Source organism: Listeria welshimeri serovar 6b str. SLCC5334 (genome assembly GCF_000060285.1).
In the GTDB taxonomy this organism is placed as follows: Bacteria; Bacillota; Bacilli; order Lactobacillales; family Listeriaceae; genus Listeria; species Listeria welshimeri.
This window is the reverse complement of record NC_008555.1, coordinates 37071-59882: the sequence shown is the minus strand read 5'-3', so window position 1 is coordinate 59882 and position 22812 is coordinate 37071. Positions and strand designations below refer to the sequence as shown.

Here is a 22812-nt window from a genome sequence, read left to right as displayed (position 1 = left end):
GATATTTCTATTCTTCTATGTGAAACTCCTTAAATTTAAATTTACAATATGCAGTAAAAAGTTGTTCCGGAAATATGACAATTCCCAGAGAACTCAATGCAATGCCTACAATTTCTATAGAAATAATCATTATATCTTCCATTATTCCTCCAACAATTTGTGAGGATAATATAAAAACAAAAAATGCTCCTATTAGTATGTAAGATCCTTTACTTAATTTCAATCCTAAATTACTACGTTTTTTTTGAAGTTCAGAATCTTTTCTATAGTCTCCATTTCTTAATTTTTTTCTAAAATAAAAACAGAAAAAAATAAAAGCTAAAATCCATAATACAAATAAAAACACATATGAGGCAACCAGAGTCTGGGCTGTTAAACTAACCATGTTTTGAATAGCATAAATCAAGTTAGAATAAAAGTATCTTATAACCATAAATACTAAAAACTGAAAACAACAAATATATAATAGGTATTGAAGGTTTTGAAATCTTATAGTCATTTTTTTGGGATACAAAATAATATAACAAAGCAAGGCCACTAGGACTAACGGCATATCTACTTTAGTTGTATCTAAATTTCCCGGGAGCCTATTCATAAAGTCACCTTGTAGCCAAGTCACAAATAGAAGCAATAAGAAAATCAACTTTATATTATGTCTAATTTGCATTGGCCTATATCTTAAACCCATTGTAAATTCTATAGCATATATCTGTTCTAAGTTCTTTTTCACATCACACTCTCCTTAAATATTTTTCATTTTTTTCTATCATAGTCTAACTTCTTTATTGAAAAGTGTTATTTTTATCAAGTTTTTGGGTTTTTAAAATAGAAAATCCTCAATACTTCACTGAACTAATAGACTTGTTTTATTTTGCTTCTACCCAAAACCAATCTTCTAAATGTTGCATATTTTCGTTAACACTATTTTTCCAAGTATCTTTTGTACCACTTAAACTCAGAACCGTATCCAACACTACTCCAACTCCTATTCCACCTATTGTACCTGGAAGTCCAAAAGAACTCCCCGCTTGTCCAAGTACTGCTGTTAAACCTCCTGAAACCCCCAAATCAACAGTTGAATTTACTGTAATCCTTCTCACATCAGTATATCCTTGGAAACCATCTGCTAATTCACTATTGATATTAGATGCAACTGTCATTGCCGCACCAAAAGCTCCTAGCCCTTTCGCTAATTTTCCCGCCTTAGACAAATTTTTATATCCCCCTGTATAAGGCTCCTTCATACTTGCACTAAATCCTTTTAGCATCTCAGCCTTACTATGGGTCATTCCTCGCAAAAGAGGGAATTCCTCCATAAATGCAGCTCCATATTTAGTATACTTATTTGTTTTACTACCATCATAAAGTTTTACAATTGATTTACTTCTAGCTGAAGCATTCATTTTCACATTCAATTTTTGCAATTGATCTTTGGTCCCATATATTGTATATACTAGTTTGCCTCGAACCATCCTACTTTGAACTGTGAGGCCTTTATTCATTGCCAATACCGCTAATTCTTTAGAAGAAATAGCCATAGAAAGTGTGTCTCCTCCTAATCCTAAAAAATCTAACATTTTCCCATTAATTAACTCTTTATCCACACCATCTTGTCCATAAATATCACCCGGGCTATAAATAATCAAACCTTTATCATTATTATGATAGCTCGCCTCGCTTATTAATATAGATTCTATCTGTTTGAAGATTTTTTTTACTTCATTTATCCCACCACGTTTGCGTTCATCATAATTATCTAGGTGAGTATTTAGTAAATTAATGTTTTGAATGAAATTATCCTTACTTGCCTTTATAGCAGTTTTTGAGGGTACTGCATTAGGTACTAAATCATTCAACCTATTAACAGTTTTGTTAATATCTTCATGTATAATCTTAAATTCAGAATAATTTTTTTCAATTTTTTTCTTTAATTCTTTTATATAAATTTGGTCAATTTTTGTTGTAGGAGCACTATCTACATCTTGTTGAAACCTATCAATATCTTCAACAACCATTTCTCTCACTTGAGTCAATGCTGTGATTAATAAAATCATAACAGTGCCATGAACCTCATTCAAATAAGCTTTCGCAGTTTGTGCTGTTTTACCTTGAAAAGATTCCAAAGCCCCTATTTCATCTATGTTTTCTAATAAAGAATATAATCGTATTATTTCTTCATTACTACCTTCATTAAAGTCGTTAGAAGCATTCTGGATTTCGTCAAAATCAATTTTTTTCCCCATCTTTTTTCACCCCTAGATTCTTTTTTATACTATATAAATTTTTACTAGCTATTCCATTTCCAATTTCTTTATCTAATTGTTCCATTGACTCTACAGTTTTATCAACCAGTCCTAATGCTTCGTTCAATGACTGTTCAGAATATCTCACTAATCGAAATAACTCAGCAATTATAGTTTTGTAAGTGTCATCATCGCTATTGCTTTTAAACGGGTTTATATTTGTTTTATCTACTTTCATTGCTATAGGAGAGGCGCTAGTACTTAGAATTCCTTTTCCTTTTGAAACTGTTTGGTTTACAATACCTCTATTAACTTTTATCTCACTCATCACTAGTCACCTTTTCCTTCTTAATTTCCTGTTTCAAATAAGATTTTGTAGCTGATTTTACATTTAAACTTGAAGAAATACTGTCTTGTTGTTGATACAATCTGTTAATTTCATTGGTATAGCTTTCAAATATATCACTTACTTTTACTTGATACGTTTTCATAGCTGTCTTTAATGATTCTTCTAAGATATTTTCATTGTCTTTTTTCGTTCTACCTTCCCAAAGACTACTATCTATTCTTATTTTCGAAAGCGAAGTATTTATACCTGTTATTTCCTCTAAATAAAATTGCATCTCCGCAGCCGCAATTCTTAACCTCTCCGCTTTATCAGATATCACATTTAAATCTGCTTTCAAAGAAGTGATATCATTAACTACACTATTATATTCTTTAGTTAAAGTGCTTAAATCTGACAAAGTAATGCCTCCTCTATCTTTTTAATTTGGTAATTTGATTTTTTGTCTAGTATTATCAATATAAAAATATGTTTCAAATTTCTCTAATGGCTGTTCATTAGTTATATAGTTTCCTTTGAAAATTCCTTGTTCTGAATTTTTCATAGCCACTAGACCTGTTCTAATAGTTGTTTTCACAAATTTCTCAATAGGATTAAGTCCATATTCTATAGAAGTTTGTATCCCTGAAACAATGAAAAAGATATTTAAGTTCGGTCCGTTCTCTACAAACTCTTTCATTTGCTCAATTGTTATTGATGTATGTTGAATAAACTCCGCTAAATCTGAAATTAATACAATCCATCCTTCCGTATCTTTTAACAAAGCCTTACTATCCAAATCTTTTCTTGTTGCATATTCCTCTGCCATCATAGAAGTGAATTTTTCATATTCTTCCAATTTGCTAACATACCCATTCGCTAATGCAGAAACTTCTTTTAATGGTTGTGAAATTTTATCTAAAATCAACAATTGGTATGAATTTTTAACGTATTGTACAGATTTAACAATAGACTGTTGTACTAAATTTAACTTAATATTACTATCGCTTATTATTAATAAATTTTGTTTTAATTTAAAATCCAGACCTACTGCCTCGATATTCTCGTATTCTAAGCCTAACGGTAAAATTTGATTTTGTATATTATCTCTTGTATTTTTCCGTCCCACAAAGTCAGAAATGCTTAGAACTTCTGGCATAACAGGGATAGAATCCGGACATTCACCATTCCAACTCTCTTTCATTACAGCTATTTCCTCTGTCAAATTACTAATTTGTTCAACAATCTCTTCGCCTTTAGTGGGTAATGTTGTTTGGAAAATTGCTTGTGAACCGATTTTAATCATACCTCTGCCATATAATTCTTCCAAAATTAAATCTGTACGACCAACTATAGAAGTAACCTCACTTTTATCAATTAGATATAATGCAATTTGTAGCTTGATACTTGACATGACTTGCATACGTATCGAACTTTGTTTTGAGGCACTCGTAACCAAATAGATTCCTAACGCAGCTCCTTCACGTGACATTTGAATCATTGTTTTATCAAACTCATCTCCGAATCCAGCTTCTCTAAGAGCATCATAATTATCAAGACACACCAAGATATTCGCCACATTTTTCCTACTTGCTTGACTATATTGTTCAATATTAGCAACGCGATATTCACTTAATAATTTTTTACGAGCTTTTATTTCAAGTGTAACTATTTTTACAAATTTCTGCACCTTCTCAACTTCATCCACCATCATGGTATCCGCTACATGAGGTAAATCAATAAGCGGCAACAACCCATTCGTCCCAAAATCCAACAAATAAACATGCAATTGCTCAGGGTTATGTTGGCGTGCTAAATCCATTACTAGACTTTGCAAGAAGGTGGATTTCCCAAACCCAGGGCTTGAGAATACAGCCACATGTCCATCTTTCGTTAAATCAAGTGTTAATGGTTCTTGCGCCTGTAACTCCGGCTGATCCAGTAACCCAATCGTCGCGCGCAGTGGTTTCTTCGGTTCTTTCCACGCTTCTTCAAAATTGACTGGATGTAAGTCTTGGGCAAAGATTCGCTCAGGTAGCGGCGGCAACCAAGGTCTCGGCAGCGCCTCAATCCCAGACGCCTCCGTATACGCATGAATATGATCAATCACCGCATCCAACTCACTCGGTAATTTCGTCAAATCATCTTTCTTATCTAAGCCGCTCAAATCCTCGGTCAAAATATCATACTGACCCAAGTCATTAATCGCATAAATCGTCGTATCAATATAATCTGTGCTCTCCTTATCAGGCACGTAATCCGCGCCACTCCAAGCACTCTGGAACAGTTCGTAAATCTCGTTATTACCAACTTGCAAGTACGAACGACCCGGTAGTGTGATTTCTGCTGCATCTGGTGTCTTTAAAATTTCATTCGAATCGCTGGCATTTTGTACTTTTAGCGCCAATTTAAATTTGGAGTTGGACCAGATTTGGTCATCCACGACACCACTTGGTTTTTGGGTGGCTAAAATCAAATGGATACCAAGAGAACGTCCAATACGCGCGGTTGAAACGAGTTCTTTCATAAACTCCGGTTGTTCCGATTTCAATTCCGCAAACTCATCCGAAATCAGGAATAAATGCGGCATTGGTTCGGTCGCTTTTCCTTGTTTATATAGTTTTTGGTATTGGTTGATATGGTTCACGTCATGCTCTCCAAATAACCGCTGCCTTTTCTGCAATTCAGCTTTAATGGATGCAAGTGCACGCATCGATTGCGCGCCGTCCAAGTTGGTGATTGTGCCGAGTAAATGTGGCATATTTTTAAATAAGTTCGCCATTCCTCCACCTTTATAGTCAATTAGCAAGAATGCGACTTCATATGGGTGGAAATTGACACCAAGAGAAATAATGTAAGACTGAATGATTTCTGATTTACCAGAACCAGTTGTTCCGGCTACCAAACCATGCGGCCCGTGTGCTTTTTCATGTAAATTCAGTTGAACAATGTCGTCTTTCCCGCGCAAGCCAAGTGGCACAGCAAGACTCTTATAAGTTTCATTTTTCGCCCAGCGGCTTGCAATGTTTAACTCTTCCACGCGCTCCACACCGTACATTTCAAGGAAAGTAACGGATTCTGGGATTGAGTTTTTCAAGTTTTGAAGATGATTTAATGGCGCAAGAGCGCGGCTGATTACTTCTTTGTCGAAATCTACTGGCAAATGATCTGGTATAAATGCTCGGTTCACAAGATCGCCTTGTTCTAAAATAATGTTCCCGCTCTTCGCATCACGAATATCCACGACAGTCTTGACGTGTTCCGGCAAGCTCTCCATTACATCCTGCACAAATACTAAAGAAACACCTAGTTCGCTTGGATCTTCATTGAAGAATTCCATCACGGTGTGGTCAAGTACTAATTTTTCATCAGTAATTAAAACCACATAATGTGGCGTAAAATATAATTTTTCCTGTTTGCTCGCCTGTTCAGTAAGCGCTTGTTTACGTTCTTTTAAAATTTGATAGAGCGAATTTAACACTTGGTCACGCGAACGTTCATGATACACAAAGCCTCGCACATTTACATCACGCATATTCGCATGCGGTAACCAGCGCATCCAATCCCACTCAGTTTTTTCTTCTTCTGGAAAAATCGTAATAAATTGCAAATCATAATAACTATGAAAAAGGGACGTCTGCATTACTAACATTTGTAATTGTTCTAAAACTAGATGGCGTGGTCCGATGTAGCCGACTGGACCATGCATCAAGTCTGTCGCAACAGGAACGCCGCTTATGGATAAATATTGTCCTTTGATTTTTACAGCTTCATCAATAAGTTCATCTTTGTCTTGACTGAATTCTTCTTGTTGAAATTCGACGGAAAAACTACTAGATTCGTCGCCACGGCCAACTCGGAAAGTCAGAAAATCATGGTGGAACATCGTTTTTTCATAAATACGCGAATCTACTCGTAGCGCCATTTTTTCTAATTCTGTCACATCTGGATAATGATAAGTTAAGGCGTGACGTTGTTTCTCGCTTGTTTCATGTAATTCTTTTGTTTTTCGTTTTAAATATAAATCATAACTTTCGATTCTTTGTTTAGAGTCGATTTTGTATTTTTTACGAGATTTCACGTAATTAATAACTGCCATTGTGATTGTTACTGCTGACATCGCAATGGTCATGATGATATACAGTCCACGAGGTTGGAAAATAGAAATCATTACAGTAATCGCAACCATAATAAGCGGTGGTAAAATAATTTTGATTAAGCCATCTGTTGGTTTTGAAGGCTTACTTGAAGGTTTAGCCATGCTAATTTTTTCTTCTGGCGCACGATAAATAATCCGCGGAGAACGGTGGTAATCCGGGTAGTCATCACCAAATGAATTATCCGCAGCAAATAAAGGTGCTAATTTGCTCGTCACCCGATTTTTCACTGCTAGTACACTAATGTCTTCTTTTCCGATTGTAATCGTCACACCGTCCGTATAGAGCTGATCACCTGGCTCTAGCGTGCAGTCAGTTGTTACTAAAGAAAAGTTATGGTAGATTTCACCATGTAAAACTTGTAATTTAAACAGACTTTCCTTCGCATCACGCAAAAGTAAAAAATCTGATTTTGTTTCATCAATCGTGACATCGTTCTCAGTCCCTGCACCAAAAGCTACTGAAATATTCGTTACAACATCATATACTTGTGTATGCAAATCTTGGCAAAGATAAAATGCTAACTTATCTACATTTACAGCTTGGTTTACTTGGAGCGCCGTTGTTCCAGCATTCCAAGTGTTTTCGTCGTATTTAACTTCAATTGACTCTACCAGTTCCGGATAAGTAATTTCATGTTCGATTGTATTACCGATTGTCACGACTTTTTCAGGGGACAAATGGTGTTTATGACATTGCTGCCCGTTACTAACAATTAATAAAGCATCTCTATTCATGGTCATTCTCCCTTATTTTGCTTCTGTATTTGTTGACTCATCTGTTTCTTTTGTTTGTTCATTTATTTTGTCATCATATGCTTTTAAGCTATCTTCTAACGTTTTTAGTTTTTCTACTTTTTCTTCACCACTAAGTTTGGTGTCGCTTTGAACTTGTTCAATTTGTTTTGTTAAACTATACATTGCAAGTGTCGGGTCATCTAAAAGTTTAGCAATATCAAGCGATTCACTGAATTCTCCGCGACCATTATAAATCCAATAAAGTAAGTTTTTAGGGTCCGATTTCAAACTAATCGTATTCATAATATTTTCTTTCTTTTTATCACTCATTTTTTCGCCGTTTACATAGGAGTATGCTAGTTCATATTGAACAGATTGCGGCATTTTTTCAGGGTCCACTTTTTCTAGTCCGGTGATTACTTTATCGTAGTCGGTCTTAAGAAACTGTTCGTTCGCAGTTAATAAATCGTCTTGAAGCGGCACTTTGACAAAAGCAAAATAGCTCACTGGAATCGCAAGTAAAATGGCTACAATGATAAATCCAACTGCAAGACCACGAAATGCCCCGTATTTTTTCTTAGGAACGCGAGCCATATTCTTTTGCATAGATTTATTTTCTTTTATATACGCTTCTTCTAAAACCGCAGCAACTTCTTGTACCGTTTTTGCATCTAAAATGTTTTTTTCGAATTGAGTTCCTCTTGCACTAGAAAGGGAGCCATTATATAAATTTTCAAAAGTGAATTTTTTAGAAAACATGGCAATAGCGAAACATTGGTATTGCTTTAAGAACGTTTCTTCAGTCAGTTCATATGGAGGTAATATATTTTTAATTCCACGATGAACAATTCTAGGCACTAAATTGATATCAAAAATCAAATTATCAGGATGCAAGAAAAAAGTATAGCGCGTATTTAATAGTTCACTTAAATCTGCTATATTCCGCAAAGCACGCAGTTTATCTTCCCGTTCCATCTTGCGAATTTGTTCAAATCCATATGTATGTTTATCAATCTCATATGAAATCATGTAAGAATCGCTATCACTTGAAATTGTTGCCGGCACAAAATGAGTCGCGGGTTTCTCTAATAGTTCTAATTGAGCTAACTCTTTCGCATGGGTTTTTGATTTAGGAAAAGTGATACTCCACGCTAAATCCTCATACGTAAAATCATAAGCAGTTCCGTCCATATCTGTTGTCTTATTCATCGTTTTCATTCTCCTTTTTTTCTATAAAATTTCTAAAATATCGCCATCAGCAATTTGAAAATTAGTTAATTTATCATCGTCGCTTAACAAAATTGCTTTATTCGTAGTTTTTATCGTACATTTGGACAAATCTTTATATTCAATTTTGAGCGTTTCTGCCAAATTGATAATCAAAGCTTTAATTGGTTGATGTACTGGAATGCGCAGATCGTATTTATCTGCGCCCCAGTTTGTAAAATCAACAGTCACATTCATATGTGTATTTTTAGCCATTTCAATTCCTCACTTCTATTCAAAAACATTGCGTGCTGCTGCATAAATCCCACCTGCTAATGCCAGGAGTGTTCCAGCGATTGCTCCGCCAACTGTTTTTTGCTTTGTATTTTTAGTTTCATCTTCCGTATTCGTTGTCATAGCAGCCTTATTACTCGTTGTTTCATATTTTCCAGAAAAAAGTTTTTCTTTTGTTGTTTTCACTGTTTCTCCGGAAGTGGGCTCTTCTTCAAAAAGAGCATTTTTAATACGGTCATATTCAGCTTTCTCTGTTTCTTTTTGTTTAGATACTTTTTTATCCCATTCATCTGTAAAAAGTGGGATACCGTTTTTATCAAGTTCGGTTTCTTCCATTTTTTCAAGCTCTTTCTTCTTCTCTTCATCTGTTTTTTGAAGTCGATCGGTTTTAATATCCATTTTTCCGCTGTTTTCTAAATAACTATCCGATTCGGCCGCAAGTACACTAGGAGAAAAAGCAAAGCAAACTAATAGCAATAATGCTGCCATTTTAAATTTCATCCGAATGCTCCTCCTCTTGTTCTTCATTTTTAGAACGGTGCCAAACAAACAGGTTGAGTGCAGTAAATAACACTGTTGCACCAATTAAGCTATAAACAATAATAATGTAATTTTGCTGTACACTTAAAATCCCGTTTAATAGCTGTTCCATGTATTGCAGTGGCGAGAATGTTCTAAATGTCGCAAAAATCGACTCATTATCAATATTAAGCCCGACTGCATCTGTTAAAAATAGGTACAAACTTAAAATGAGCAGGATAATCGACATACCAATCATATTGAGTTGACGCAATAAGTAAGAAAAAGCAGTTACTAACGCCATCATAATTAGTACACAAATACCAATCCAGAGGAACATGCCAATTTGCCCTACTTCAAATATAAATCCAGAAACCGCACCAATAACAAGTCCTTCAATTATCGCTACACAAATTGTTAAGAATGTAATCGGGATGTTTTTAAAGACTAATGACATTTCTTTCTCAAATGCATTTAATTGTTTCCGTTTTTTCTCTTGATGCGAAATGACATAACTAGTAAAAATCGCAAGGATAGTACAAATTAAAATCATAAAGTATGGCATCGATTTATCACCCGCCACAATCGTTCCCGCATTCATCTTATCTACCGGATTACTCAAGAAACTATAGAGATTTTCATTTTGTCGATCACCAATTCGGCTATTTTTCATTACTTTGGCAAAATTCTTTTGGAAAGTCTGATCATCCTTCAATTTTTCTTCTAAGTCAGCTGATAAATTAGAAGCCTCTTTAACTAGAGTTTTTCCGCTTTTTTGGATGTTTTTTGCTTCTTTATCAATTGCATCAAAGGTGTCATAAACCACTTCAGCTGATTTCAAATTACCTCCTGACGTGCCGGCTAACGACTCGCTTTCCGCTAATAGGCCTGCAAATTCAGAACTCAACTGGAGCGCCATTGAAGCCTCTTCGCCAGATTTTTCTACTACTACATCATTTTCTTCCAACAAACCTTGACTTGCTTCTCTCCATGATTCAAGGTTTTTAAGCGTCAGCGCCAAATTAGTATTTAAATTAATTGCTTCTTGTGTCGTTTCATTTAATCTATTTGTCACATCTTCTGACCTTGAACTTGCTTCTGCCATCAAAGATTTATAATCAGCAATTTTTTGTTCGAATGCTTTAATTTTTTTCGTATAATCCGCTACAAATCGATCCGTTGTAAGATTTACAAAACTCCCTATGATATCTTCTTTATTAAAAATATAATAATAGGAGGATGTTTTTGCCGTATTTTCTAATGTAACTTCATAATTACTAAAATCAGGCATTTGTCCCGAATCGCTCGCATCTATTCCGTAATACAAATCAAATAATACTTGTAATTTATAGTAGTCTTTTACAGTATTCGTGATTGCCTTAACAGAACTTCTTGTTTCGCTTAAATAAGTTGGCTCCATTACATTAATTGGTAAAATTTCTTTCCTTACTAAAACAGGATCTTCGGTTGGCGTTTGGTCTGGGTTGTCTGTATCAGGATTCCCTGTGTCAGGATCAGTTGGAATAATAGGCAAGTCACCAGATTCTGTCGTTTGTTTTTCATATTGTTGTAAAGTAGCATTCCAGTTCACAGCCCCCGTTAAAGGAACATCCGCCCCATCATTCAACTTCGCCGTCCCTGTGATTTTTATTTCTACAGGAGTCGCTGAAGCTGGCAAAGTAAGTTTTAAACCATTTTCATCAAATGGCTCTTTCTGAACTAATTCTGTTTGCCCTTCCACATTAATCGTACAAACTACATTTTCAAAATGGAATTTCTTATCTAAAGTAAGGAAAACCTCTGAGTTATATTCACTTGCTGGTAAGGTATATGAAGTGCTTTCAAGCGCCATACCCGCTGTTTTCAACTTATTAATGGTGTCCCTTTTTAATGTATCGGTTGGTAATGTTTTTTCTTCATTGGTAAATCTAAAATCATCCCCAAATGCACTCCGATGATCCTCATAATATTCCTTGGACAGCGTAACAATATTTTTATACAAATCTTCGTCAAGTCCAATTGCTGACAGTTGTTGCGCATTATAAGTCGGTAAAGCCTTAATTTCTTTCACAAGCGCTTTATCAAAACCCGCATTAATATCTTCACCGGTTAAATCTTTCAAGCCAATTTCATTTAATTTATCCGAATACTCATTTTTTTGTAAAATTCGCAGCAAATCATTATACACAGCTGTTCGAAAGTCATTATTTAACGTCCCCGTAATCTCAGCATCTAGTGCTTCAATTTGCGCGTTTGTATCCGCAATATATTTCTGTAGGCCTTGCGTTTGTGATAATAAGGAATTATTCCCTTCTGAAATTTGAAATTCTGAAGTCATTTTCTTGTTAGCTTGTTCTAAAGCAGTAGTTTGCTCCCTAATATCATCCGCCGAAAGCGTTCCATCAAATGTCTGTAAGTCTTTTGTGAATTTCGCTTCAAATGGCGCATTTGTTTCTTGTGTTTTTGTAAAAGTGTCCATATTCTTCATGTGTTCGGTGTTTTCTTTTTTAGAGATATTTAAGCTTTTTTCAAAGTCTTTCATAATCTCTTGAAACCCTTGAAAACTCTCTTTTGAATTTCCTGTGTAATCTTGGACGGTTTTAAATTGTTCTGTATAACTTGATAATGGATTATTAATATCTTTATTGTATATTTTGTCGTATTCTTTCTCTTCTTCAACTAACGTACCAATATTATCTTGAGCTTCTTGTAAAGTTGTTAAAATGCTCGCAAAATAAACATCAATAATACGTGTATTGAAGTCTTCTAATACAGAAGCCGCTGTTTTCTCCGCCTCCGCTTTCAAATCGCTATTTCCTACATCATTTACTTTATAGCTGATTGTTACTTTTTCCGGCGCATCTGATGTCATTGATAATGCTTTTTTAGAGAAGTCACTCGGAATAACAATCATCATATTATATACATCTCGTTTTAAACCGCTCTCTGCAACCCCACGGCTTACAACGTACCATTCATGTGCATCGTCTTTCTCTATACTTTTTACAAATTGATTCCCGAACTCTACTCGCTTTCCTTGGAATGTGTCGCCTTGATCCTCATTCACAAGCGCGATAGTCATTTTATGTGCTTTTTCATTACTATTTTTAGTATCTTTATTTGCCTCTTGATTTAAAGCTAGATAAGTAATACCCGCTGATAAAAAAATCGCCAAGACTAAAAAGAGTAAAATACTCCATTTTACCTTCTTCATTCATGTCCACTCCCGCTGTGTCTTTTTTTATATAAATACCTTTTTAGGCATATGTTTTCTATTTTAGAAAAAGCCATGCAAAAAACTGCATGGCTTTTCGTAAAGCATCCAACGATATTTGTATGTATGCTCCACTTTTGTTGATTTTAGAATCCGAAATTTTGAGAAAGTTGTTGATCGTGTTCTTCTACTGCGTTTGCTGTCTTCTCAAGTTGAGCGTTGATTTGATCCATTAAGTTCGCAAATTCAGTTACTTTTGGTCTTAATTGCTCAAATTGCTCATCAAAACGAGCAAAAGCTTGACCTTCCCATTCGCTACGAAGCTGTTCTTGTAACTGGCTTAAACGGCTTAAAATATCTTCAATATCTCTACCACTCTGACCATAAGTTTTAGCGCGATCGCGTAACTCTGCCGGACTCATTCTAATTTGACCTGACATTCACTTCATCTCCTCTTATTATCTATTGTGAATAAGATATCACCTTAAAATTATATCACGAATTCACAAAATAAAATGTGACAGAAAAGCGAATAATATATAGCAGATACAACGATTTTAGTCGTTTTTTGGAAGGGATATTTTTATAAAAAGAGGTATTTTTCACAAACAGGGTGGTTAATGATAATTTTTTAAAGTTTAAATAGAAATAAAGTTGTCTTTTGCGTAATTCTTATCTTTATCCTCATAAGATAAACTGCCATTATTTAATCAAAATGTTTCACGTGAAACAAAAAAAGCTTCTTGAGAAAAATACCTCAAGAAGCTTTAAACCTTATTATTAAGCTAAACGCCACACACTTTTAACCACATGTGTTTGAGCGCGGTCAGGACCAACAGAGAACATAGAAACTTGTACACCTGTAAGTTGCGCAATACGTTCCATATAGTGACGACAATTTACTGGAAGATCATCTAATGATTTAACTTCTGTAATGTCTTCTGTCCAACCTGGTAATTCTTCATAGACTGGTTCGCAACGAGCTAAGTCTTTCAAGCTTGCTGGGAATTCAGTAATTGTTTTTCCATCTAACTTATATGCTACACAGATTTTAAGTGTTTCAATTCCTGTCAAAACATCGAGTAGTGTTAATGATAAATCAGTTAAGCCACTAACACGACGAGCATGACGGACAACAACACTATCAAACCAACCTACACGACGCGGACGACCAGTAGTTGTACCATATTCACGACCAACTTCACGAATATTGTCACCAATAGAATCAAATAATTCTGTTGGGAAAGGACCGTCGCCAACACGAGTTGTATAAGCTTTTGCCACACCAACAACATGATTGATTTTTGATGGACCAACTCCACTACCAATAGTTACACCACCAGCAATTGGGTTACTTGAAGTTACAAATGGATATGTCCCTTGATCAATATCAAGCATAACACCTTGCGCACCTTCAAATAATACACGTTTGCCATCATCAAGTGCATCATTCAACACAACCGATGTATCACAAACATAATCTTTAAATTGTTGACCATAACCATAATACTCTTCTAAAATATCTTCTAATTTAAAGCCTTCTAGTTCATAAAAACGTTCAAGTAAACGGTTTTTTTCTCCCAGATTATGCTCTAATTTTTCTTTAAATGTTTCTTTATCTAATAAATCAATAATACGAATACCGACACGAGCCGCTTTATCCATATATGCTGGGCCGATACCTTTTTTCGTTGTACCGATTTTATTTGCGCCTTTACGTTCTTCATCAGCTTCATCGATACGAATGTGATACGGCAGAATAATGTGTGCGCGGTTAGAAATACGCAAATTAGAAGTATCCACGCCTTTGTCATGAAGATATTTTAATTCCTCCACTAAAGCCTTTGGATCTACAACCATACCATTACCAATAACACTGATTTTTTCTTTGTAAAAGATACCGGATGGAATTAAATGCAATTTGTACGTTTCGCCATCAAACTTAATTGTATGACCTGCATTGTTCCCACCTTGATATCTAGCAATCGCTTCTGCATTCTCGGAAAGAAAATCCGTAATCTTCCCTTTTCCTTCATCGCCCCACTGTGTTCCTACTACAACAACTGAAGACATTTAAACACCTCATTTAATTGGTCTTTGATAGCTATGATTTTTTTCATAACCTCTTCATTTTCCATTATATATTGTACCGTTTGCCGTCAAAATAGTCAATGGATTTACGAACATTGATTTGTAAGGTAATTTTATCGTTCGCGTTTTTAATCATTTTTATAGAGTTTCCACGACTGTTTTTCATTATACGATACCTTTTTACATAAAACAAAAAACCTTGTGAACTCTAAATCAAATTAGAAATTCACAAGGTTTCCTCATTAAGCCATTGCGTCGTCGTAACGCACTTCTAAATTCACAAACTTATTATATTCTTTTACAAAGGCCAGTTTCACATCGCCAACCGGACCATTACGTTGTTTCGCAATAATAATCTCAATTGTACCATCGTTTTCGCCTTCTCGATCATAGTAATCTTCTCGGTATAAAAAGGCTACAATATCCGCATCTTGCTCAATAGAACCAGATTCACGGATATCTGACATCATCGGTCGCTTATCTTGACGCTGCTCTACACTACGAGATAACTGCGAAAGCGCAATTACTGGTACTTCAAGTTCCCGCGCCAAAGCTTTTAATGACCTAGAAATTTCAGAAACCTCTTGTTGCCGGTTCTCACCACCGCGACCGCTCCCTGCAATCAGTTGCAAGTAATCAATCACGATCATACCAAGACCAGTTTCTTGTTTTAAACGACGACATTTCGAACGAATCTCATTCACCCGAACACCCGGCGTATCATCAATATAAATCCCAGAATTAGAAAGTGTTCCCATAGCAATTGTCAGCTTTTGCCAATCATCGCTTGTTAAAGCACCTGTCCGTAAATTCTGCGCATTAATATTTCCTTCCGCACAAAGCATACGCATTACGAGTTGTTCCGCGCCCATTTCCAAACTGAAAATAGCTACATTCTCATCGGTTTTCGTCGCTACGTTCTGTGCGATATTTAAGGCAAATGCGGTTTTACCAACAGAAGGACGAGCCGCAACAATAATTAAATCATTCCGTTGAAAGCCAGCTGTCATTTTGTCCAGCTCGTTAAATCCAGTTGGAATCCCTGTAATATCACCTTTACGATTATGCAAAATCTCAATATCGTCATATGTTTTAACAAGAACATCTTTAATATTCTTAAACGCACCGACATTTTTACGTTGCGAAACTTCCAAGATACTCTTTTCCGCTTCGTCCATAAGCATATCGAGCTCATCCTCGCGCGAATAGCCATCTGTTGCAATCTGGGTAGCAGTTCTAATTAAACGCCTTAAAAGCGCCTTGTCCTCGATAATATGAGCATAGTATTCTAAGTTAGCTGCAGTCGGCACAGCACCAGATAATTCCGTCAAATAAGGCAAACCGCCCGCATCTTCTAAATTACCCTTAGCAGCAAGCGCCTCATACACAGTTAAAACATCGACAGCTTTCCCGTGGTCATTCAAATCAAGCATCGTTTCAAAAATGATTTGATGACCAGTCCGATAAAAATCATCCGGCATTAAAATTTCAGAAGCAGTAATCAGCGCATTCGGCTCAAGAAATATCGCGCCCAGTACAGCTTGTTCGGCTTCAATATTTTGTGGTGGTGTTCTGTCCTGAAAATTATTATCCACTGTCTTACGCTCCCTTAAGAAAAATTATTCTTCACTAACATGTACATCAAGTGTTGCCGTTACTTCGTGGTGCAATTTCACAGGCACTTTCGTATGTCCTAAAGCTCGGATTGCTTCTGGAAGGTCCATTTTACGTTTATCTATTTTAATACCGTGTGTTTTTTCAAGCGTTTGAGCAATTTGTTTAGATGTAATAGAACCAAACAATCTGCCGCCTTCACCAGACTTCGCTTTTAATTCCACTGTTAATTTTTCCATTTTTTCTTTCAAAGCTTTTGCTTCTGCTAATTCTTCGGCAGCTAATTTATCTTCTTTTTTCTTTTGAGCTGAAAGAGTACTTAAAGCTGCATTGCTAGCCTCAACCGCGTAACCATTTTTAATTAAAAAATTGTTTGCATAACCATCTGCAACATTTTTTGTTTCCCCTTTTTTACCTTTACCTTTTACGTCTTTCAAGAAAATAACTTTCATAATTATGTTTCTCCCTTCCAATACGCATCAATGGCGCTAATTAATTGTTTTTTTGCTTCTGCAATTGTAACATCTTTAAGCTGTGTGGCTGCATTCGATAAATGACCTCCACCGCCTAGTTTTTCCATAATGACTTGCACATTGATTTGTCCAAGCGACCTTGCGCTAATTCCGATTAATTTATCTGGACGAAGCGTGATAACAAAGGACGCCTGTACACCTTCCATAGAAAGCATCGTATCTGCTGCCTGCGCTGCAATGACCGTTCCAAATTCCTCGTCTTCCTGTCCAGCAGCAATCGCCATACCATCATGATAAATTTCAAGCGACTCCACTAAACGACTTCGCTGTGTAAAAGTAGTAATATCTTCTTTCAAAAATTGCTGTACTAAAATCGTATCCGCCCCAAGCGAACGTAGATAACTTGCTGCATCAAACGTTCTCGACCCAGTCCGTAATGTAAAGTTTTTAGTATCAACGACAATCCCGGAAAGAAGTGCCGTTGCTTCAATTTTCCCAACTTGTTCTAAATCAGGTTGGTACTCAAATAGCTCCGTAATCAGTTCGGCCGTAGAGGACGCATACGGTTCAATATAAACTAGAACCGGATTACCAACAAATTCCTCTGAACGACGGTGATGATCGACAACAACGACATTTGTAGCCGAATCGAGCAGTTCCTTATTAATAACCATTGAAGGTTTGTGTGTATCAACAACAACAAGCAAACTCTTCTCTGTGATATTTTCGAGTGCAACTTGTGGAGTCACAATATTTTTAATCACATTAGGGTATTCTTCAATTTCATTCATTAATCGTTTCACATCTGGACTCATTTTGCCAGGTTCAACGACCACATAAGCATTTCGATCGTTCATCTCTGCAATTCGCATAACTCCAAGACTAGAACCAATTACGTCCATATCCGGATAGCGATGCCCCATAACAAAAACTTGATCACTCTGTGTGATTAGCTCTTGCAAAGCTTGCGAAATAACACGCGCACGCACACGAGTCCTTTTTTCCATTGGATTCGTTTTTCCACCATAAAATCTTACTTTTCCTTCAGGTTGCTTAATTACGACCTGATCTCCACCACGCCCTAAAGCAAGGTCCAAACTAGACTGAGCCAAATCAGCAAGCGCAATCAAGTCCTCTTCTTTATAACCAATTCCGATACTAAGCGTCAGCGGAATATTTTGCTTTGAAGTCCGCTCGCGAATTCGATCCAAAATTTGAAACTTCTCTTCTTCCAACCTTTTCAACATCTCTTCTGTTAAAAAAGCCATAAAACGATCTGTCGAAATCCGTTTCAAATAAATTCTATGTTCACGTGCCCAGTTAGTAAGCATTGATGTCACCAAATTATTTAGTGCACTACGGCGTCTATCATCCATACCTTGCGCCCATTCATCGTAATTATCTAAGAAAATAACTGCAAAAACTGATTTGTTCGCTTGATATTTCTTATTTAGTTCATAATACTCTGTCCGGTCGTATAGATACAAAATGCGCTCCTTACGCTTCACAATCGTATCAAAACGATGTTCACGCCAAGCAATCGACATAATTCCTTTTTCATCATTTCCAGTAATTACATCCAGAAATTCAGGACCTACCTCTTCTAAAGATTCACCAATTAGTTCTGTTTTATCAAAGTATTTAGACATGAACGGATTAACCCATTCGATTCTATAATGTTCATCATACAGCAATATTCCCATCGGCATTTCAACAAGCGCTTCTTCCTCACTACGCTTAATCCGATATGTTAAATTAGAAACATATAATTGAACATCCTCATTTAGACGATGTTCAAAGTAAAACATCGCTACAGTAAGAATAATCCCACCAACAACAACTAGCGCCGATAACCACCACGAAAAAAAGAACGTGATTACGCTCAATATAATTGTCGCTGCAATCAGACCGTATAATGGATATTTAAGCATTCGTTTTTGAAAATAGCCTGACATTTCATCCAGCTCCCCATTTTTTTACATACCTTTTGTCTGAATTTGAGTATCTATATCATAACATAAACTTAACTAACAATTCACCACTATTATTTTACCTATAATTCCGCGTTTCTTCAAATCCAAACTAACTTTTGTACAAAAAAAGCGACCCAAAAGGCCACTTTTATAAACTTAAACTTTTAATTAATTTCGACGAAGCATAACAATTCTCACCATTAGACATTTTTACAACACCTTTTGCCGTATCTAACTCATGAATATTTTTCTTATTTACAATATATGAGCGGTGACATCTATAAAACGATTCATCCAACATTTTTTCAATACTTTTTAGCTTACCATAAAATTCTACTTGTCGATTTTTGCCATGTAAAATTACTTTATGGATAGTTGGCGCTGTCTCAAAAAACAAAATATCATCCAGAAGTTCATGAATAATCTTCTTATCTGAAACTTTAAACGTAAAGTATTTCTGCATATCTTGATCATTTGAAATTCGTTCCTCTGCTTGCTTCATACAAGCTAAAACTCGTTCATGCAACATATCAATATCGTCCTTGATAATGTAATCAAGCGCTTCCACCTTGTACGTAAAAGTCATATAACTTAGTTCTGCATGTGTTGTAATGAAAATAATAAACCCACGTGGATCAAATTTTCGAATTTCTTGAGCTAATTCAAAACCATTCATGTCCGGCTGCCCCAAATCAATATCTAAAAAATATAATCCCATACCTTGATGTCTAGGCATTCGTGACACTAACTCAAATGGATCTCCCGTCGAAAGCTCTAACTTCATATCAAAATGTTCGACCATTATATAGTCTTCAATATATTTTGTTAACCTTTCTCGCTGCATTTTGTTATCTTCACAAATAAAAACCGGTAGCATAAATTCATCCCCATTCTTCTACATAATTTCTAGTTCTTGAATAACTTCTCTATTAGTCACTTTTGTATCTAAGGCAACATGCGAATATTTCTTCATAATCTCCCGTAAACTAGCAAGACCTAAACCACGACCTTCTCCTTTTGTAGAGAAACCTTCTTCAAATATTTTATAAATGGGCGGCATATTTACTGGTAAACTATTCGCAAACACAATAATAATGCTATCGCCTTTTTTCACGAACGCGATTCGAATAACTGGATTTTCACATGTTAAGGCCGCTTCAACAGCATTATCTAGCAAAATCCCAACAACTTTACACAAATCAATGCTATCCATGGAAATCTTATCAATAGGTTCGACAACTTCCAATATCGCATCAATCTTCAACTCTTGAGCTCGTATTAACTTAACAGCCAACAAACCTTTTAGTTCAATCACATGAATATTTTGAAGCAGTGAAATCTTGTAGTTATTCGATTCAATTGTTTTATTTATAGGTACAATATTATTTTCAAAGTAATACTTCAAACCCGGCATGTCATTATTATCGATATATCCCACAAGTGTTGACAAGATATTCACATAATCATGACGAAAAACTCTCATTTCTCTATGCAGGGACTCTAATGTAGTAACATAATCCTGTAACTGTTCTAGTTGTTCCTTCTGATTCTGTACTTTAAGTTCATTGGTTGCAGTATTAATAACAACCGTCACGATTACTATTAATAAAATAGTATAACCTGTAAAAATAAGTGTGTTGATTTTCAAAACTGAACCATCAAAACCAGCAATGGATCCAGCATAAATATTCATATAAAAAGCTAAAACCGTCAGAGCAACAATAGAAAAAATAATATAAGCATATTTTCTATGTTCAACAAATCTAGCTATATTTACTTTTTCGATCAATTTTCTTAGAATAAATGAGAGCACTAATAAATTCGTCAACATACCCGCACAATAAATAAGTGTAGGTAGTAATTCATCAAATATTTCATCGTATTTAAAATTCAAACCCGGTACTAAAATAAAACCTACTATAGAATCACTAATAGTAAGCAAAATAATAACCACAAGTGTAATAGAACCTGAAACTATTACATTCTTGTTCTTCCAATACAAAGCACCTACAAAAATTGCCAACACAAAAATCATCGACCAGTATTGAACTAATGTAAATAAAGGGATTGGTTACTATAGCAATTGCTATAGTAACCAATCCCTCTTTAATTGAAAAAACTTTGTTTGTTAAAATCTGGATCGCTATAAAAATACCCGTTATCTGTATAAATGCCATCAAAATACTAAACATATTAATCCTCCACTGTCTAAAATATCTATGTTTAAATATGTAAGTTTGCCTTCTTTTTATTTTAGCATGAATTTTGATGTTATACAGATTTTAATTTATTTATTTTCATTTTTTTCTTGCATTTTTACAAATGGACTTTTTGGTTCGTATACAAACATGAAGCAAGCTTTACTCATAGAAGAATCCGCAACTTTCATGGATTTTTCTTCTAGTTTTCTAGAAAGGAATTTACCAACTGATTTATTCATATTTTTCATAATTCCTATACCTCCTTTTTAATAGTTTGTAACTAAGTGGATTGATACTTATCACCTGAAACAAAGATCCTACCATGATTAATGTTTTCATCTCTGCGAATGGTATTAGTAACGCAATTCCCGTTAAAATTAACGTTCCTATCATCGCTTTTCTTTTTAGTGTTTTCCGGTGTTTTTCACCGATTAAAGGCAAACTCTCTGTGTCTGCCGGAGCGAATAAAAACATGTTGAGTAGTATAAATGCGAATGTGCCTAAAACAATCCAATTATTAGAGGGAATATTTTGGAAAACAAATGGCGCAAGTACAAACATTGCTAAGCTGATTAATGTACAATTCAATGTTTTGGTTGCATGTAATCCAAATGAATACCTTCTAAGCCATAAATATGACATATGCACTGTCACTGTTTGCAGTAATAACCCTGTTGCTAAGGAAATACCGTATACGATAGCAAACTTCATGACATTAATTAAAATTATTTCCAGCCCATATTTTACTTTCAAATAACCTTCTTCGTCATCTTTCCAGCGATCCTTCGAAATCAAAACATCTGCCATTCTTTCTGATAAAGGTACTTTTACGGTAAAATTACTCAACTAATTCACCTCCACTAATATTTTACAACGAATTTAGCTGTAATAACCAAAAATGTAATGAAATGTCCGTTTCTTGTCATGAACGACTAAAAAAGGGTAAAATTGACGTTTTTTTGGATACAGTTCAGAATTTTCAAACGTGTAAAAAGAACTTATAAGTAGTCTTAATTACCTATATTAATGCTCTATTTTAGTAATATTATTTATAAAAAAAGCAACCTGTGAAAGAATAATCACAGGTTGCTTTTTCGTTTAATTAATCATCTTGTTCTGTTTGTAGTACTTCTAAAGTTTTAGCATTTAGTTTGATATCGTATTTGTTATTATCTTGTTTTACAGTTACTTCATAATAAGTTGTATCTAATTCTCTTTCAATATTCCAACTTGTCACATCACCAGCTTGAGAACTGATAGCTTTATCCATTGCTTCTTTTGGTGTTTTAATTCCATCTAAGTTAAGCTTTTCGTTTTCTTTTTCAACTCCACCAGCATCTTCTTGGTCAAGTTTATCTGTTTCATCACTCATTTGTTCTTTTGTTTCAGCATTGAATTTCATTTCATATTCATTATCATTTGAAATGCCATCAACTGTATATACATATTTCCCAAGATTTTTTTCTAATTCAACACCAGAGATGTCTGCATCACTATGTTTGTCTTTGAATGCACTTACTGCATCCTCATAACTCATATCAAAATTTTTGTTTTGTAAGCTATCTGTGGAACTATTGTTACTGCTACTCTTACTACTTGTTGTTTCTTTGCTGCCATTATTTGAAGAAGTATCTTTATCATCATCGCCAAAACTACAAGCTGATAAAGCTCCTACTAATAATACTGTCACCCCGACTGCTGCTAATTTTTTATACATATTTGTTTCCCCCTGTGCAATTTTTACTTCTATTTAACATTAACATGA

Annotated in this window: 18 protein-coding genes and 1 pseudogene; all 19 read right to left on the bottom strand. The window is 35.2% G+C overall.

From position 1 onward, the window contains the following. Positions 1–7 precede the first annotated feature (7 nt). Positions 8–730 (bottom strand): hypothetical protein, encoded by a 723-nt coding sequence (locus LWE_RS00280; RefSeq protein WP_011700929.1) that lies wholly within the window; start codon positions 728–730, stop codon positions 8–10. 136 nt (positions 731–866) lie between these two features. Continuing rightward, positions 867–2243, bottom strand: a complete 1377-nt coding sequence (locus LWE_RS14280; protein WP_011700928.1) for a T7SS effector LXG polymorphic toxin — start codon at positions 2241–2243, stop codon at positions 867–869. Then, the gene (locus tag LWE_RS00270) at positions 2227–2571 is read right to left on the bottom strand and encodes a hypothetical protein (protein WP_011700927.1); all 345 of its coding nucleotides are present in this window, start codon (positions 2569–2571) and stop codon (positions 2227–2229) included. The genes LWE_RS14280 and LWE_RS00270 overlap by 17 nt, the downstream gene beginning before the upstream one ends. Continuing rightward, positions 2564–2989, bottom strand: a complete 426-nt coding sequence (locus LWE_RS00265) for a YwqH-like family protein (RefSeq protein WP_011700926.1) — start codon at positions 2987–2989, stop codon at positions 2564–2566. Before LWE_RS00265 ends, LWE_RS00270 begins: the two co-directional genes overlap by 8 nt. Before the next feature lie 21 nt (positions 2990–3010). Beyond that, on the bottom strand, positions 3011–7462 hold the full coding sequence (gene essC, locus LWE_RS00260; RefSeq protein WP_011700925.1) for a type VII secretion protein EssC: 4452 nt from the start codon (positions 7460–7462) through the stop codon (positions 3011–3013). 12 nt (positions 7463–7474) lie between these two features. Further along, on the bottom strand, positions 7475–8671 hold the full coding sequence (gene essB / locus LWE_RS00255) for a type VII secretion protein EssB (RefSeq protein ID WP_011700924.1): 1197 nt from the start codon (positions 8669–8671) through the stop codon (positions 7475–7477). A gap of 21 nt (positions 8672–8692) precedes the next feature. Beyond that, positions 8693–8944, bottom strand: a complete 252-nt coding sequence (locus LWE_RS00250; protein ID WP_003759563.1) for an EsaB/YukD family protein — start codon at positions 8942–8944, stop codon at positions 8693–8695. A 15-nt stretch (positions 8945–8959) separates the two neighbouring features. Further along, on the bottom strand, positions 8960–9463 hold the full coding sequence (gene essA, locus LWE_RS00245) for a type VII secretion protein EssA (RefSeq protein WP_011700923.1): 504 nt from the start codon (positions 9461–9463) through the stop codon (positions 8960–8962). Further along, entirely contained in the window at positions 9453–12695 is a 3243-nt protein-coding gene (gene esaA / locus LWE_RS00240; protein ID WP_011700922.1) for a type VII secretion protein EsaA, read from the bottom strand. The genes essA and esaA overlap by 11 nt, the downstream gene beginning before the upstream one ends. A gap of 146 nt (positions 12696–12841) precedes the next feature. Next, a complete protein-coding gene (locus tag LWE_RS00235; RefSeq protein WP_011700921.1) occupies positions 12842–13135 on the bottom strand; it encodes a WXG100 family type VII secretion target in 294 nt (97 codons plus the stop codon). A gap of 340 nt (positions 13136–13475) precedes the next feature. After that, positions 13476–14768, bottom strand: coding sequence for an adenylosuccinate synthase (locus LWE_RS00230; protein WP_011700920.1), 1293 nt, complete (start codon positions 14766–14768; stop codon positions 13476–13478). A 260-nt stretch (positions 14769–15028) separates the two neighbouring features. After that, the gene (gene dnaB / locus LWE_RS00225; RefSeq protein WP_003721677.1) at positions 15029–16381 is read right to left on the bottom strand and encodes a replicative DNA helicase; all 1353 of its coding nucleotides are present in this window, start codon (positions 16379–16381) and stop codon (positions 15029–15031) included. Positions 16382–16405: 24 nt separating this feature from the next. Next, the gene (gene rplI, locus LWE_RS00220) at positions 16406–16852 is read right to left on the bottom strand and encodes a 50S ribosomal protein L9 (RefSeq protein WP_011700919.1); all 447 of its coding nucleotides are present in this window, start codon (positions 16850–16852) and stop codon (positions 16406–16408) included. A gap of 2 nt (positions 16853–16854) precedes the next feature. Continuing rightward, positions 16855–18828: a cyclic-di-AMP phosphodiesterase PdeA gene (gene pdeA, locus LWE_RS00215; RefSeq protein WP_011700918.1), complete on the bottom strand. Its 1974-nt coding sequence runs from the start codon at positions 18826–18828 to the stop codon at positions 16855–16857. 166 nt (positions 18829–18994) lie between these two features. Continuing rightward, positions 18995–19723: a LytR/AlgR family response regulator transcription factor gene (locus LWE_RS00210; RefSeq protein WP_011700917.1), complete on the bottom strand. Its 729-nt coding sequence runs from the start codon at positions 19721–19723 to the stop codon at positions 18995–18997. 18 nt (positions 19724–19741) lie between these two features. After that, a pseudogene (locus tag LWE_RS00205) lies at positions 19742–21038 on the bottom strand (sensor histidine kinase). A 95-nt stretch (positions 21039–21133) separates the two neighbouring features. After that, entirely contained in the window at positions 21134–21295 is a 162-nt protein-coding gene (locus tag LWE_RS00195; protein ID WP_011700915.1) for a cyclic lactone autoinducer peptide, read from the bottom strand. Next, positions 21279–21893, bottom strand: a complete 615-nt coding sequence (locus LWE_RS00190) for an accessory gene regulator ArgB-like protein (RefSeq protein WP_011700914.1) — start codon at positions 21891–21893, stop codon at positions 21279–21281. Before LWE_RS00190 ends, LWE_RS00195 begins: the two co-directional genes overlap by 17 nt. A 256-nt stretch (positions 21894–22149) precedes the next feature. Next, a complete protein-coding gene (locus tag LWE_RS00185) occupies positions 22150–22764 on the bottom strand; it encodes a PepSY domain-containing protein (protein ID WP_011700913.1) in 615 nt (204 codons plus the stop codon). Positions 22765–22812: the final 48 nt, after the last annotated feature.